General features: G+C 69.0%; 13 protein-coding genes. 3 read left to right on the forward strand and 10 right to left on the reverse strand.

Annotated features, from left to right (window positions below; all coding sequences use genetic code 11):
* Nucleotides 1–80: 80 nt before the first annotated feature.
* From MicroSTF_RS15440 to MicroSTF_RS15465, 6 genes are all read right to left on the reverse strand, one after another.
* The gene (locus tag MicroSTF_RS15440) at nucleotides 81–1130 is read right to left on the reverse strand and encodes a dipeptidase (RefSeq protein ID WP_322956875.1); all 1050 of its coding nucleotides are present in this window, start codon (nucleotides 1128–1130) and stop codon (nucleotides 81–83) included.
* 79 nt (nucleotides 1131–1209) lie between these two features.
* A complete protein-coding gene (locus tag MicroSTF_RS15445) occupies nucleotides 1210–1707 on the reverse strand; it encodes a methylated-DNA--[protein]-cysteine S-methyltransferase (RefSeq protein WP_021198854.1) in 498 nt (165 codons plus the stop codon).
* On the reverse strand, nucleotides 1704–3224 hold the full coding sequence (locus MicroSTF_RS15450) for a DNA-3-methyladenine glycosylase 2 family protein (protein WP_322956880.1): 1521 nt from the start codon (nucleotides 3222–3224) through the stop codon (nucleotides 1704–1706). Before MicroSTF_RS15450 ends, MicroSTF_RS15445 begins: the two co-directional genes overlap by 4 nt.
* Nucleotides 3225–3391: 167 nt before the next feature.
* Complete coding sequence (purH, locus tag MicroSTF_RS15455) at nucleotides 3392–4999, reverse strand: bifunctional phosphoribosylaminoimidazolecarboxamide formyltransferase/IMP cyclohydrolase (RefSeq protein ID WP_029258569.1); 1608 nt, start codon at nucleotides 4997–4999, stop codon at nucleotides 3392–3394.
* Between the two features lie 39 nt (nucleotides 5000–5038).
* The gene (gene purN / locus MicroSTF_RS15460; RefSeq protein WP_029258570.1) at nucleotides 5039–5626 is read right to left on the reverse strand and encodes a phosphoribosylglycinamide formyltransferase; all 588 of its coding nucleotides are present in this window, start codon (nucleotides 5624–5626) and stop codon (nucleotides 5039–5041) included.
* Nucleotides 5627–5689: 63 nt separating this feature from the next.
* On the reverse strand, nucleotides 5690–7066 hold the full coding sequence (locus MicroSTF_RS15465) for a DUF6350 family protein (RefSeq protein WP_136024556.1): 1377 nt from the start codon (nucleotides 7064–7066) through the stop codon (nucleotides 5690–5692).
* 90 nt (nucleotides 7067–7156) lie between these two features.
* Between MicroSTF_RS15465 and MicroSTF_RS15470 the strand changes: the two genes are divergently transcribed.
* A complete protein-coding gene (locus MicroSTF_RS15470; protein ID WP_322956885.1) occupies nucleotides 7157–8632 on the forward strand; it encodes an NCS2 family permease in 1476 nt (491 codons plus the stop codon).
* Nucleotides 8633–8811: 179 nt separating this feature from the next.
* Here the strand turns inward: MicroSTF_RS15470 and MicroSTF_RS15475 are convergent, their stop codons facing one another.
* Nucleotides 8812–9213 carry a VOC family protein gene (locus tag MicroSTF_RS15475; protein ID WP_029258572.1) on the reverse strand — a complete coding sequence of 134 codons (402 nt, stop codon included), beginning with the start codon at nucleotides 9211–9213 and terminating at the stop codon, nucleotides 8812–8814.
* A 77-nt stretch (nucleotides 9214–9290) separates the two neighbouring features.
* On the opposite strand from MicroSTF_RS15475, the gene MicroSTF_RS15480 reads away from it, so the two are divergent.
* On the forward strand, nucleotides 9291–9869 hold the full coding sequence (locus MicroSTF_RS15480; RefSeq protein WP_322956888.1) for a TetR/AcrR family transcriptional regulator: 579 nt from the start codon (nucleotides 9291–9293) through the stop codon (nucleotides 9867–9869).
* A 74-nt stretch (nucleotides 9870–9943) separates the two neighbouring features.
* Nucleotides 9944–10453: a DUF664 domain-containing protein gene (locus MicroSTF_RS15485; RefSeq protein ID WP_036271483.1), complete on the forward strand. Its 510-nt coding sequence runs from the start codon at nucleotides 9944–9946 to the stop codon at nucleotides 10451–10453.
* 51 nt (nucleotides 10454–10504) lie between these two features.
* On the opposite strand, the gene sucD is transcribed toward MicroSTF_RS15485, so the two are convergent.
* The 3 genes from sucD to MicroSTF_RS15500 all read right to left on the reverse strand — a co-directional run bounded on the left by sucD (nucleotide 10505) and on the right by MicroSTF_RS15500 (nucleotide 13061).
* Nucleotides 10505–11407, reverse strand: a complete 903-nt coding sequence (gene sucD, locus MicroSTF_RS15490) for a succinate--CoA ligase subunit alpha (RefSeq protein ID WP_021198863.1) — start codon at nucleotides 11405–11407, stop codon at nucleotides 10505–10507.
* An 18-nt stretch (nucleotides 11408–11425) separates the two neighbouring features.
* A complete protein-coding gene (gene sucC, locus MicroSTF_RS15495; protein ID WP_021198864.1) occupies nucleotides 11426–12592 on the reverse strand; it encodes an ADP-forming succinate--CoA ligase subunit beta in 1167 nt (388 codons plus the stop codon).
* A 115-nt stretch (nucleotides 12593–12707) separates the two neighbouring features.
* The gene (locus tag MicroSTF_RS15500) at nucleotides 12708–13061 is read right to left on the reverse strand and encodes a DUF2510 domain-containing protein (protein WP_322956894.1); all 354 of its coding nucleotides are present in this window, start codon (nucleotides 13059–13061) and stop codon (nucleotides 12708–12710) included.
* Nucleotides 13062–13115: the final 54 nt, after the last annotated feature.

Below are 13115 nucleotides of genomic sequence, written 5' to 3' on the forward strand. Positions count from 1 at the left end.
GTGAACCAGCTGAAAGCAAGAGTCATTCCCGATTCGTCGACCGCGGCTCTCGACGACCGCGGAGGGGAGACGCCGGAGCCTCAGGCGAGGGCTGCGGCTCCGAGCCCGGATCGGAGGAACCGCTGCAGGTTGCCGCCGAGGACGGCGAGGATCTCCTCTTCCCGCCAGCCACGACGCATCAGCGCCTCGGTCACGAGCGGGAGACCTGCCGGGCCCTCGAGGCCCGGCAGGTACCGATCGGCCGGCACGCCCTCGATCGTCGTCTGCACGCAGCACGGTGCCGTGGTGTCTTCGAGCACTTCGCGGACGAAGTCCGGCCCCATCCCGACGTGTTCGATTCCGGCGACCGACACCACGCGTTCGAAGTGGTCGATCAGTGTGTCGATCGTGTACGCGCTCTCATGCAGGTACGGAGCGAAGAAGTTGACGCACACGACTCCCCCGCTCTCGGCGACCCCGGCGATCTGGGCATCGGTGAGGTTGCGGTGGTGGTCGAACAGCGCACGGGCCGAGGAATGCGTGGCCATGACCGGACGCGTGGCGAGCTCGAGCACGTGGTCGACCCCGCCCGCTCCGAGGTGGCTGATGTCGAAGATCATGCCGATGCGCTCCATCTCGGCGAGCGCCCGGACCCCGGTCCGCGTCAGCCTGCTGCCTGCGGCATCTTCGCCGCTGCCGTCGGCGAACGCGCTGCGCCCGAAGTGCGCCACCGAGCCGATCCGCACCCCGAGGCGGTGCACGGTCTCGAGGAGCTCGACGTCGTCGGCGATGCCGGGCATCCCCTCCAGTGCGAGCACCAGCGCGATGCGTCCCTCGCCGATCACCCGATCGAGGTCGTCGCCATCCCCGCACAGACCGACGGTGTCTGCGTTGCCCTCCGCCAGCCGATGCGCGGCCTCGATCATGCGGAGGGTGCGACGCAGCGCTCCCTCCGGGCGATACACGTCATCGATGAACACGGGCAGCACCTGCAGCCCGACACCACCTTCGTGCAGCTGGGGAAGCCACTGGGCACGGAAGTAGTCCGACCACTCATCCGCGGGGCGGCTCGCCACCGAGCAGAGCAGATCGTTGTGTGCGTCGGCGACGACGGCGCGGCGGTGGAGGGCGAGTGCATCGTTGGCGGTCACGGCACGAGCCTATGGCCGCGTCGGTCGGGATGCTTCGTCGACGGGCACCATGTCGACCGCCCGTCGTGGTGCCTGCGACTCAACCCGCGCGACTCTCGCGCGCGAGCAGGCTCTCCTTGACATCGATCCCCCAGGCGAATCCGCCGAGGGTGCCGTCGGTGCGCAACACCCTGTGGCACGGGACGAACAGCGCCGGTGCGTTGCGCGCGCAGATGGATGCCGCCGCTCGCACGGCGCGGGGATTGTCGAGCCGCGTCGCGAAACCGGTGTACGTCAGAGGCTCGCCCGGCTCGATCGACCGCAGCGCCGACCAGCCGGCGAGTTGGAGGACTGTTCCGGTCTGCTTCACGGCGACATCGTCGATCGCGGAGAGGTCGCCGGCGTAGTAAGCGAGCGCTGCCTCGGCGGCCTCGGTCTCACCGTCTCGGAGATCTTCCGGTCGGTGCGCCGCGGACAGCCTGCCGAGGATCGCCTCGACGTCTGAGGTCCATCCGGAAGACAGTACGCGCTGCCGGTCGTCGGCAAGGATCGTGAACGCGCCGTCCGGCGTCTCGATGGTCTGGATGAGGGCGGTCATGGGGTCTCCTTCTTCGTCGTGTCTTCCGCGGGGGTGGGACGTGCCGCAGCCGAGGCGCGTCGAGGACCCACGGGGCGTACAGGTGCTGCGCGCCACAGGTGCGCGCTGAGATAGCTCCGCCAGGGGGCGGTGCGCTCGGCCCAGGCGGTGAGCGCACGTGGTTCGCCCGGCAGGCCGGAGGCCGCAGCGCCGGCGCGCAGCGCGACGTCTCCCGGGAGCAGCACATCGGGATCGCCGAGCACACGCATGCGCACGTAGTCGGCTGTCCAGGGTCCGATTCCCGGCATCGCGAGCAGAGCAGCGCGCTGGTCGACACCGTCGTCTCCGACCGTGAGCGTCAGGGAGCCGTCGGCGAGAGCGGCCGCAGCGCCGGTGATGGCGCGGATGCGGGCGGCCGGCCCTCGCAGCACCTCGGCTCCGTGGGCGGCGATCGCGGTCATCGTCGGGAAGAGCAGCCCGTTCTCGGTGCGCTCCCCCAACGCCTCGGCGAGCGCTGTGAGCGCGGTCCGGGCGGCGACCACGGTGATCTGCTGACCGACCATGGCGCGGATGAGCATCTCATGCGGATCGGCCGACCCCGGCACCCGGATCCCGGGAGTGCGCGCAACGAGCGGGGCGAGTTCGGTGTGCGCGGAGAGCGCCTCGTCGATCGCCTGCGGATCGGCATCGAGGTCGAAGATGCGCCGCACGATCGACACGAGCGGGGCCAGGTCTCCCAGCCGCGCGACCCGGGCGCGCAGGTGCAGACGAGCCGCATCGTCCTGACGCACGTCGAACCAGGCGGGTCCTCCCGACATCCGCAGATGCCGGGAGAACGACGTCGACGTCGTCTCCTCGATACCGGGAACGGCGCGTGCCGCCATCCAGGTGAAGATGCCGCTCGCGTCGAGCGGGCCGCGGTAGGGCAGCACGAGGTCGATCGCGCCGGGAACCGCGGACGCCGGAAGCCTTCGTCGGGCCCTGAGCTCGCCCGGGGTGAGTCCGAACACCTCGCGGATCGTGTCGTTGCATTGTCGGATGCTCGCGAATCCGGCGGAGAAGGCGACGTCGGAGATCGGCATGTCGGTGCCGACGAGGAGCATGCGCGCGGTGTGCGCCCTGTGTGCTCGCGCCAGTGCGAGCGGCCCGGCGCCGAGTTCGGTGGTCAGCAGCCGCGTGAGGTGCCGGCTGGAGTATCCCAGGCGCGCAGCCAGCCCGGGAACGCCCTCGCGCTCCACCACGCCATCCGAGATCAGGCGCATCGCCCGCGCGGCGGTGTCACCGCGGATGTCCCACGCGGGAGAACCGGGCGCCGCCTCGGGCAGGCATCGCTTGCACGCCCGATACCCGGCCTCGTGAGCCGCGGCGCTCGTCGGATAGAAGGTGACGTTCTGCGGCTTGGGCGTGCGGGCGGGGCAGCTCGGACGACAGTAGATCCCGGTCGAGCGGACGGCGGTCACGAACTGCCCGTCGAAGCGGGTGTCGCGCGCGCTGATCGCGCGGTAGCGCTCGTCGAAGTCGGTCACGGGGAAGCTCATGCCTCCACTCTGTCACGCTCCCTCGACGCCGACTGGCGGAAATCGGACACGGCTGTCGAGTCGGGAACGTCGAGACCCACCCGCCTCGTCCACCCCCACGTCGCCGGAGCGGCGCGTGCGGGTCTCGACGTGGAGAGTGGGTCTCGAGGTGCGAGCGCGGAGAGCACTCAGTGGAAGAAGTGGCGCTCCCCCGTGAAGAACATCGTGACGCCGGCCTTGCGAGCCGCGTCGACGACCTCCTCATCACGCACCGATCCGCCCGGCTGCACGATCGCCGTGACTCCGGCGTCGATCAGGACCTGGGCGCCGTCCGCGAAGGGGAAGAACGCATCGGAAGACGCGACCGATCCCGCGGCGCGGTCGCCTGCGCGCTCGACCGCCAGGCGGCACGAGTCGACACGGTTGACCTGGCCCATGCCGACGCCGACCGTGGCGTTGTCCTTCGCGAGCACGATCGCGTTCGACTTCACCGCGCGGCACGCCTTCCACGCGAAGATGAGGTTCTCCATCTCCTCGTCGCTCGGACGCTCGCCGGAGACGAGCTCCCAGTTCTTCGCGACGGAGACGATGTCGTCGGGGAAGCGGTCGGCGTCCTGCAGCAGCAGTCCACCGGAGACGAGACGCACATCCATGCGCTCCTGCTGCCAGTCCTCGGGCAGCTGCAGCAGACGCAGGTTCTTCTTCGCCTTGAACACCTCGAGCGCGGCCGGCTCGAACGACGGCGCGACGATGACCTCGGTGAAGATGTCCTTGAGGTTCTCGGCCATCTTGAGGGTGACCGTACCGTTGGCCGCGATCACCCCGCCGTATGCGGAGACCGGGTCGCACTCGTGCGCGCGCAGGTGGGCGCTGGCGATCGGGTCGAGAGCGTTCGGCGCGGTGGTCGCGATGCCGCACGGATTGGCGTGCTTGATGATCGCGACCGCCGGCTTGACCATGTCGTACGCGGCACGCAGCGCGGCGTCGGCATCGACGTAGTTGTTGTACGACATCTCCTTGCCCTGCAGCTGCGTCGCCTGGGCGATGCCGTGGCCACCGGCACGGGTGTAGATCGCGCCGCGCTGGTGCGAGTTCTCGCCGTAGCGGAGCGTGGCAAGGCGCTCGGCCTGGATCGTCAGGTGGGTCGGGAGGTCGCCGTCATCCTGCAGCGTCCCCTCGGCGAACCACGACGCGACCGCCGTGTCGTAGGCCGCCGTGTGCGCGAAGGCGCGGGCGGCCAGTTCGCGGCGCTGCGACACCGATGTGCCGCCGTCGGCGAGGGCCGAGATGATGCCGGGGTACGACTGCGGTGAGACCACGATCGCCACGTTGGCATGATTCTTCGCGGCGGCACGCACCATCGCGGGCCCGCCGATGTCGATCTGCTCGACGACATCGTCGCCGACGGCGCCCGAGGCGACGGTCTCGACGAAGGGGTAGAGATTCACGACGACGAGCTCGAACGGGGTGATGTCGAGTTCGGCGAGCTGGCGCTCGTGATCCTCGAGGCGCAGATCGGCGAGCAGACCGCCGTGGATCTTCGGGTGCAGCGTCTTGACGCGACCGTCGAGCATCTCGGCGACCCCCGTGACGGAGGCGACGTCGGTGACGGGGAAACCCGCATCGCGGATGGTCGATGCCGTCGAGCCGGTCGAGACGATCTCGACGCCCGCGTCGGCGAGAGCCTCGGCGAGGACCAGGAGATCGGTCTTGTCGCTCACCGAGACGAGAGCGCGCCGGATCGGCACGGTGTCGCGATCGCGGTAGAGCGTGGGGTCGTGGCGGGGGCCGGCCATGATGGGCTCCTTCGTGCGGGGGGCGTCGGGTGGAGGGGGTCAGGAAGAGGGGTCGAGGACGAGCGCGCCGGTGGCGATCCCGCGGACGACGTCGATGAGGAGTCGACGTTCGACGGGTTTGATCCGTTCGTGCAGGCTGTGCTCGGTGTCGCCCTCGAGGATCGCGACACGTTCCTGCGCCAGGATCGGCCCGGTGTCGACACCGTCGTCGACCACGATCACGCTGGCACCGGTCTCGGCCGCGCCGGAGGCGAGGGCGTCACGGACGCCGTGTGCCCCGGGGAACTCGGGAAGGTACGCGGGGTGGGTGTTGATGAGGCGTGGCGAGTACTGCGCGACGAGCGACGGAGGAAGCAGACGCATGAGGCCGCTGAGCACCACGAGATCGGGGGCCCAGACGGCGAGCTGGCGGGCGACCTCCTCCCCCCAGGCTTCGCGGCTCTCGTGCTCATGCCAGGGCACGGTGAAGCTGGGGATGCCGAACTCCTCGGCGTGGGCGAGTCCGTCCGCCTCACGGTCAGCACCGACGACGATCACCCTGGCGGGGAAATCGGGGTGACGAGCGGCCTCGAGGAGGGCGCGAAGATTCGAGCCGGTGCCCGAGATGAGAACGGCGACCGTGAGCACGCGCCCAGTCTACCGGGGCGCGAAGCCCTCTTCCGCCCGGCTTCCGCTCACGGGCGGTGGACGTCAATCGCGCTCGTGACGCGGCGGGGCGAAGCCGCGGACATCGTCCAGGGGCGCCGTGTCGTCGAACGTCGGCGTCTCGGAGAAGGGGATACCGGGCGCTGTCCGCGCCGATGCGAGGCTCGGGTCGAACTCGGTCATCTCGGCGATCCAGCGGTCCGTACGCTCCTCGGCCAGCTCATCGCGGTGACGCGGTGACAGCAGCAGGATCGCGGCGCCGACGAGCACCTCCAGTCCGAGGGCCAGCATGAACGGAAGAGCCGCGGGACCGACATCGGCGAGCTTTCCCGGACCCATCGAGCCGTTCGCGAGCACCGCGGCGAGGCCCGCGACCCCTGCGCTGACGACGGCGATCCCCACCGCGATCGCCGCCCGCTGCATCGTCCCCAACGGCGTGCCCTCCCAGACGAGGCGCGAACGCACCGCCCAGCCGGCGAAAGCACCGGCGGCGATCGGGACGAGCACCACGATCAGCATCCACATCGAACTGTTCTCGGGCAGCAGCCCGAACACCGGGATGCCCGGAACGACTCCTAACTGCGTACCGGCGGGCGAGACCGCGGTTCCGACGCCGACGGCGAAGCCGGGGCCGGCGAGCCAGGACGCCGCCCACACGATCAGGGTCGGGAGATACACGAGCTGCGCCAGCGTCATCACGGTCGCGCCGAGCGCATCGACACGGGCAGCCTGGAACAGCGCCACGACCTCGCCACCGCGGAACAGCGTGATGACGGCGAGGGCCAGAGCGGCCGCTCCGATCACGCCGACCAGGGTGAAGGCCGTGCCGCGCACGATCGCGACGGGGACGGGCGCCCAATCCTCGCGGGCGTCGATGCGGTCGTGCAGACGGTCGAGGACTCCGCCATCCCCCTCTTCCCATGCGACCCGGACAGCCCCGCACACCGCACCGACGAGATAGACGGCGGTGGGGAGCCCGATCGCGAGGGCCAGGGGGGTCTGCACGGCATCCAGTCGCGCGGTCAAAGCGACGCCGGTGGAGATGGCCGCGAACACCACCGTCCCGGACACTGAGCCGAGCAGCCACGTTCCGGCTGCCGCGGCCCTGGCACCCGAGCGGGCGGCGAAAAGCAGGGTGAAGAGCAGGAACGCCAGTGGAGTGATCGAGACCGCAAACGAGGCCGCCTGCGGGGGGATCGCGAGAGCGACCAGCAGCTCGTCCGGGATCGTGACCTCGAGGGGCACGCCGTGGCCGAACTCCCAGAGCGTGCCGGTGAGCGGCCAGAGCGCGCCCCAGTCGGCCGTGACCCCGAAGGCGAGCGTCCACAGCAGCGTCAGCGGCGCGAGCAGCACGACGAGACCGACGGCCGCAGCGATGGCGGCGTCGAAGGCGGCGAGGAGCGCGACGAGGAGGCGTTGCATAGCGTTTCGAGACTACGACGAGTTGTCGACGAAGCCCTGGGGGCGCGCGTGGGGTCGGCGACACGATAGCGTTTCTCCGGAGGTTTCCCGATGACAACTGCCCCGCCCGCCCCGGCATCCACCGAACCCAAGAACTCCCTGGACCGCTTCTTCGAGATCAGCAAGCGCGGATCCACGATCGGCACCGAGATCCGAGGGGGTCTGGTGACATTCGTCACGATGGCCTACATCGTGATCCTGAACCCGATCATCCTCTCCGGCAAGCCCGATGTCGCCGGAGACATGCTCAGCTTCAACGCCGTGGGCGCCGCCACCGCGCTGACCGCCGGTGTGATGACGATCCTGTTCGGACTGGTCACGCGCCTCCCGTTCGGTTTCGCCGCCGGCCTCGGCATCAACGCCTTCGTCGCGTTCTCGGTCGTCGGCCAGGTGACCTGGCCCGAGGCCATGGCGCTGGTGATGATCAACGGTGTCGTCATCGTGCTGCTCGCCGCCACCGGGCTGCGGAAGGCGATCTTCGACGCGGTGCCGTTCCAGCTGAAGATCGCGATCACGGTCGGTATCGGCCTCTTCATCGCGTTCATCGGCTTCGTCAACTCCGGCTTCGTCACGGCGACCGGCGCCTCGTCTCCTCCGGTCGGCCTCGGCGTGAACGGATCGGTCGCGACCGTTCCGACCCTGCTGTTCGTCATCACCCTCCTCCTCACCGGCATCCTCGTCGCCCTCAAGATCAAGGGCGGCATGCTGATCGGACTCATCGGCGGCACCGTGCTCGCAGTCATCGTCGAGGCGATCTGGCACATCGGGGCCCGCGGCTTCGATGACGAGGGCAACGTGGTCAACCCGGGCGGCTGGGGCCTGACGGTTCCCGCGCTCGACGGCTCCCCCGTGGGTGTGCCCGACCTCAGCCTGATCGGCGCCGTCGACTTCAGCTTCGATCTGAGCAAGGTCAGCCTCGTCGCGATCGTGATGATCGTCTTCACGCTGCTCTTCACGAACTTCTTCGACGCCATGGGCACCATGACGGGCCTCGCGAAGGAGGCGAACCTCGCCGACGACAACGGCGACTTCCCCCGCATCAAGTCGGCGCTGGTCGTCGAGGGTGTCGGCGCGATCGCCGGTGGCGCGACCTCCTCGTCTTCGAGCACGGTCTTCATCGAGTCGGGCGCCGGTATCGGCGAGGGTGCGCGCACCGGACTCGCGAACGTGGTCACCGGCGTCGTGTTCCTGATCGCGATGTTCCTGACCCCGCTGACGTCGATCGTCCCGACCGAGATCGCCGCTGCCGCGCTGATCATCGTCGGTGCGATGATGATGGCGCAGATCCGCTACATCGACTTCAGCGATTTCCGCGTGCTGCTGCCGGTGTTCCTCACCGTCTCGGTCATGCCGCTGACCTACTCGATCGCGAACGGCATCGGCGCGGGCTTCGTTAGCTGGGTGCTCATCCACGCGTTCTCCGGCAAGGCCAAGTCCATCAGCCCGCTGCTGTGGGTCGTGGGCGCCGGCTTCCTGATCTTCTTCGCCCGAGGCCCGGTCGAAGCGCTCTTCGGCGTCGGGATCTGACGCCGATCGGAGGTCACGGTAGAGGGGCGGGTGCTGCGGGATCCGCCCCTCTTCCGTACCTCCCGCCGCCGCGGCCGTCACATGCATGTGCATCGGCCGGATGCAGGAACACACGCCCCGAGCGGCCATGCATCCGCTGAGAGGTCATGCATCTGACGAAGACGGCCACCTCGCGCGGCTCAGGCGTAGGCGGCAGCGAACTCCGGCGACGGCTCGATCGGCTCGATCACGTCGATCAGCACACCGCCGGGCGCCTCGACGATGAAGTGGCGCTGACCGAAGGCCTCGTCGCGGAGCGGCAGCCGTTCCGGCAGACCCCGCTCCCCCACCAGGCGCGCATGCTCGGCAGCGGCATCCGGCACCTCGACGTTGAGCAGCAGCCCGCGCACGGGCTCACGAAATCCCTTGGGGATGGTCTCGTGCGAACGGTCGAGGATCGCGAGCTCACCGCCATCGAAGCGCAGGCTCACGTACCAGTCGGCCTCGAACACCACCTCGAAGTCGAACTCCTCTTTATAGAACCGCGCGCTCGCTGCGACGTCTTCGACCATCAGCACCGGGTAGAAGCTCGTGATCCGCATTCGTCTCTCCTTTACATACAGCGTGTTTGTATTCTGCGTGACTAGGATACATACAACCTGTACGTAAGGAAAGAGTCATGCCCCGAGCATCCGCGGCCGACGCCGCCGAGACCGCGCGACGAATTCTCGAGACCGCCACGACCCATTTCGCGGCGCACGGGTACGCCACCGCATCCGTGGACGAGATCGCCCGCCTTGCCGGAGTCACACGAGGTGCGGTCTACCACCACTACACGTCGAAGCCGCTGCTCTTCCGCGACGTCGCGGCCGCCCAGCAGCAGTCCGTGGCCGACGCGATCCGCGACGCCACGGAAGACAGTGCTCCGGATGCCGCTCTCCGCGACGGCAGTCACGCGTTCCTCGACGCGATCACCCGGGGAGCGGCGTCACGCGTGCTGCTCGTCGACGGTCCCGCCGTGCTCGGCGGGGAGCAGTGGCGCCGACTCGACGCGGAGGGACCGGAGCAGGAGCTGCGCACGGGCCTACGCGAAGCCGGCGTCTCCCCCGCGCTCGTGGATCCGCTCACCGCCGCACTCTCCGGAGCGATGAACGAGCTCGCGCTGTGGCTCGCCGCGCACCCCGATGACGCCGACGCGCGGTCGGAAGCGCACATGGCACTCGAGCGCATCCTGGATGCCGTGGTCCCGCCCAGCTGAGTGCGATGCGGCGCGCCGACGGCGCAGCGCACCGACCGGCGTCGAGGGTGGAGTCCCGACCCTGAGGAGATCCCGTGCATCACCGACACCGCGACGACCACCCGTTCGACCTGAGACGGGACGTCGACCGGCGCCTCCTCGAGTACCGGGAGCTCATTCTGGCCAGCCTCGAAGGCCTCACCGAAGAGGAGGCGCGGTCCGCGCCGATCCCCGGCGCTCCGAGTCTGCTGGGAGTCGTGCGTCACACGGCGTACGTGGAGGGCGTCTGGTTCGACGAGAGGATCACCGGGCGCCCCCGGGCCGAGATCGGCCTGCCGGTGGCCACCGCCAACTCCTGGAAAGTGCGGCGCACCGACGATATCGCCTCCGTCACGGCAGAGTGTCGACGCATCAGCGCCCTCGCTGACAGCAATCTGACCGATCGCGGGCTCGACGACGAAGTCGGCGAGAACCGGCGCAGCCTGCTCGCGATCTACGTCCACGTGTTGAGTGAGCTGGGCTGGAACACCGGACAGCTCGACATCCTGAGGGCAGCGATACTCGCTGCCCGCCGCCGAGCCGCCGGACCGACCGAACGGGCATGAAAGAAGGCCCCGGAGTGGAGTCCGGGGCCTTCAGATCAAGCGTAGCTCAGATCAGAGCGCTTCGATGATCGCGCGCATCAGGTCTGCCGTCTCGGACGGCGTCTTGCCGACCTTGACGCCGGCGGCCTCGAGGGCCTCCTTCTTCGCCTGAGCGGTGCCGGCCGAACCGGAGACGATCGCACCGGCGTGACCCATGGTCTTGCCCTCGGGAGCCGTGAAGCCCGCGACGTAGCCGACGACCGGCTTCGTGACGTTCGCCTTGATGTAGTCGGCGGCACGCTCCTCGGCGTCGCCACCGATCTCACCGATCATCACGATCGCCTTGGTCTCGGGGTCGGCCTCGAACGCCGCGAGCGCGTCGATGTGCGTGGTGCCGATGACCGGGTCGCCGCCGATGCCGATGGCGGTGGAGAAGCCCAGGTCGCGCAGCTCGAACATCATCTGGTAGGTCAGGGTGCCCGACTTCGACACGAGGCCGATCGGTCCCTTGCCCGTGATGTTCGCGGGCGTGATGCCCACGAGCGCCTCGCCCGGCGTGATGATGCCGGGGCAGTTCGGGCCGATGATGCGGGTCTTGTTGCCCTTGCTCTGCGCGTAGGCCCAGGCCTCGGCCGAGTCGCCGACGGGCACGCCCTCGGTGATGACCACGAGCAGGGGGATCTCGGCGTCGATGGCCTCGATCATCGCGTCCTTGGTGAACGCACCGGGCACGAAAGCGATCGACACGTCGGCGCCGGTCTCCTTCATGGCCTCAGCGACCGAGGCGAAGACGGGCAGCTCGACGGCGTTGCCGTCCTTGTCGGTGTGCGAGACCGTGGTGCCGGCCTTGCGGGCGTTGACGCCACCGACGACCTGGGTGCCGGCCTTGAGCATCAGTGCGGTGTGCTTGGTGCCCTCACCGCCGGTGATGCCCTGGACGATGACCTTGGAGTCCTTGTTGAGGTAGATCGACATTCTTCTCGTCCTTCAGTCTCAGGCGTTGGCGAGCTCGGCGGCCTTGTCGGCGCCCTCGTCCATGGTGGCGGCCAGGGTCACAAGCGGGTGTGCGTACTCGGCGAGGATCGCGCGACCCTCGTCGACGCGGTTGCCGTCCAGGCGCACGACGAGCGGCTTGGAGGCCGTGGCGCCCAGTGTCTCGAGGGCGCCCTTGATGCCGTTGGCGACGGCGTCGCACGCCGTGATGCCGCCGAAGACGTTGACGAACACGCTCTTGACCTGCGGGTCGCCGAGGATGACGTCGAGGCCGGCGGCCATGACCTCGGCCGAGGCGCCGCCGCCGATGTCGAGGAAGTTGGCAGGCTTCACGCCGTTGTGGTTCTCGCCCGCGTAGGCGACCACGTCGAGCGTCGACATGACCAGACCCGCGCCGTTGCCGATGATCCCGACCTCGCCGTCGAGCTTCACGTAGTTGAGGCCCGACTCCTTGGCCTTGGCCTCGAGCGGGTCGGCTGCGTCCTTGTCCTCGAGCGCTTCGTGCTCGGGGTGACGGATCTCGGAGGCGTTGTCGTCGAGCGTGACCTTGCCGTCGAGCGCGATGATGTCGCCCTCTTCGGTGCGCACCAGCGGGTTGACCTCGACCAGCGTCGCGTCCTCGCCCTTGTACACGTCGTAGAGCTTCACGAAGACATCGGAGACCTTCTCGATGAGGTCTTCGGGGAAGTTCGCCGCGCGAGCGATCTCGACGGCCTTCTCCTTGTCGATGCCCGTGAGCGGGTTGACCTCGACGCGTGCGAGCGCCTCGGGGCGTTCGACGGCGAGCTCTTCGATCTCCATGCCGCCCTCGACCGAGCAGAGGCTCAGGTAGGAGCGGTTGGCGCGGTCGAGCAGCACGGAGAAGTAGAACTCCTCGGCGATGCGCGCACCCTGCGCGACCATGACGCGCTTGACGATGTGGCCCTTGATGTCGAGGCCGAGGATGGCCTTCGCTGCTTCGTACGCCTCGTCGGGCGTCTTGGCGACCTTGACGCCGCCCGCCTTTCCACGGCCGCCGGTCTTCACCTGAGCCTTGACGACGACCACTCCGCCGATCTTCTCGGCAGCCGCCCTCACCTCTTCAGGGGTGTCCGCGACGATGCCGGCGAGGACCGGCACTCCGTACTTTTCGAAAACGTCTCGTGCCTGGTACTCGTACAGATCCACTGTGGTTCCTTCACTGGGCTGCTGTCTGGTAATTCTCTCGATGTCGAGACATCGACCAGTCCCCCAGCCTACTACCCCGAACTGAGCGCTCCTGCGGCCCCGGCGCCTCGACCGCTCAGCGTCGAGTCGGCACCCCGGCTCCACGCGCGGGGAGGGCGACCCGTCGAAGCTGTCGGGTGATCAGGAACGGCATGACCACCAGGGCCGTGCCCGTGGCGACGATCACGGGGCGCACCACGACCACCGGCAACGAGCCCCACAGGGCGATGAGGATCGCGCCGATCATGACGGCACCGAGCACAAGTTCGCACACGAGGAGCTGGCGGCGCACCGATGCGCTGTCCTCGGCCATGGTCGTCTCGCGCCCGCGCACCGAGATGTGCGAGGTCCATCGCGTGCCGTCCCACCAGCGCCGCGTCCCGCGCCGCCGCGTGTCGAACCAGCCGGCCGGAATCTCGTCATCTCTCACGCTCCTCAGTATGACGGCGACGCCTCGGCGTCTCCGCCCGGCGAGGTCTAGGCT

It is taken from the genome of Microbacterium sp. STF-2 (assembly GCF_034650155.1).
Lineage (GTDB): Bacteria > Actinomycetota > Actinomycetes > Actinomycetales > Microbacteriaceae > Microbacterium > Microbacterium maritypicum_A.

What these genes read in the sequence shown, in the direction of transcription:
- MicroSTF_RS15445 (WP_021198854.1), bottom strand. Translation starts at nt 1,707, where the DNA reads ATGACCGCCCTCATCCAGACCATCGAGACGCCGGACGGCGCGTTCACG.
- MicroSTF_RS15450 (WP_322956880.1), bottom strand. Translation starts at nt 3,224, where the DNA reads ATGAGCTTCCCCGTGACCGACTTCGACGAGCGCTACCGCGCGATCAGC.
- purH (WP_029258569.1), bottom strand. Translation starts at nt 4,999, where the DNA reads ATGGCCGGCCCCCGCCACGACCCCACGCTCTACCGCGATCGCGACACC.
- MicroSTF_RS15465 (WP_136024556.1), bottom strand. Translation starts at nt 7,066, where the DNA reads ATGCAACGCCTCCTCGTCGCGCTCCTCGCCGCCTTCGACGCCGCCATC.
- MicroSTF_RS15470 (WP_322956885.1), top strand. Translation starts at nt 7,157, where the DNA reads ATGACAACTGCCCCGCCCGCCCCGGCATCCACCGAACCCAAGAACTCC.
- MicroSTF_RS15475 (WP_029258572.1), bottom strand. Translation starts at nt 9,213, where the DNA reads ATGCGGATCACGAGCTTCTACCCGGTGCTGATGGTCGAAGACGTCGCA.
- MicroSTF_RS15480 (WP_322956888.1), top strand. Translation starts at nt 9,291, where the DNA reads ATGCCCCGAGCATCCGCGGCCGACGCCGCCGAGACCGCGCGACGAATT.
- sucD (WP_021198863.1), bottom strand. Translation starts at nt 11,407, where the DNA reads ATGTCGATCTACCTCAACAAGGACTCCAAGGTCATCGTCCAGGGCATC.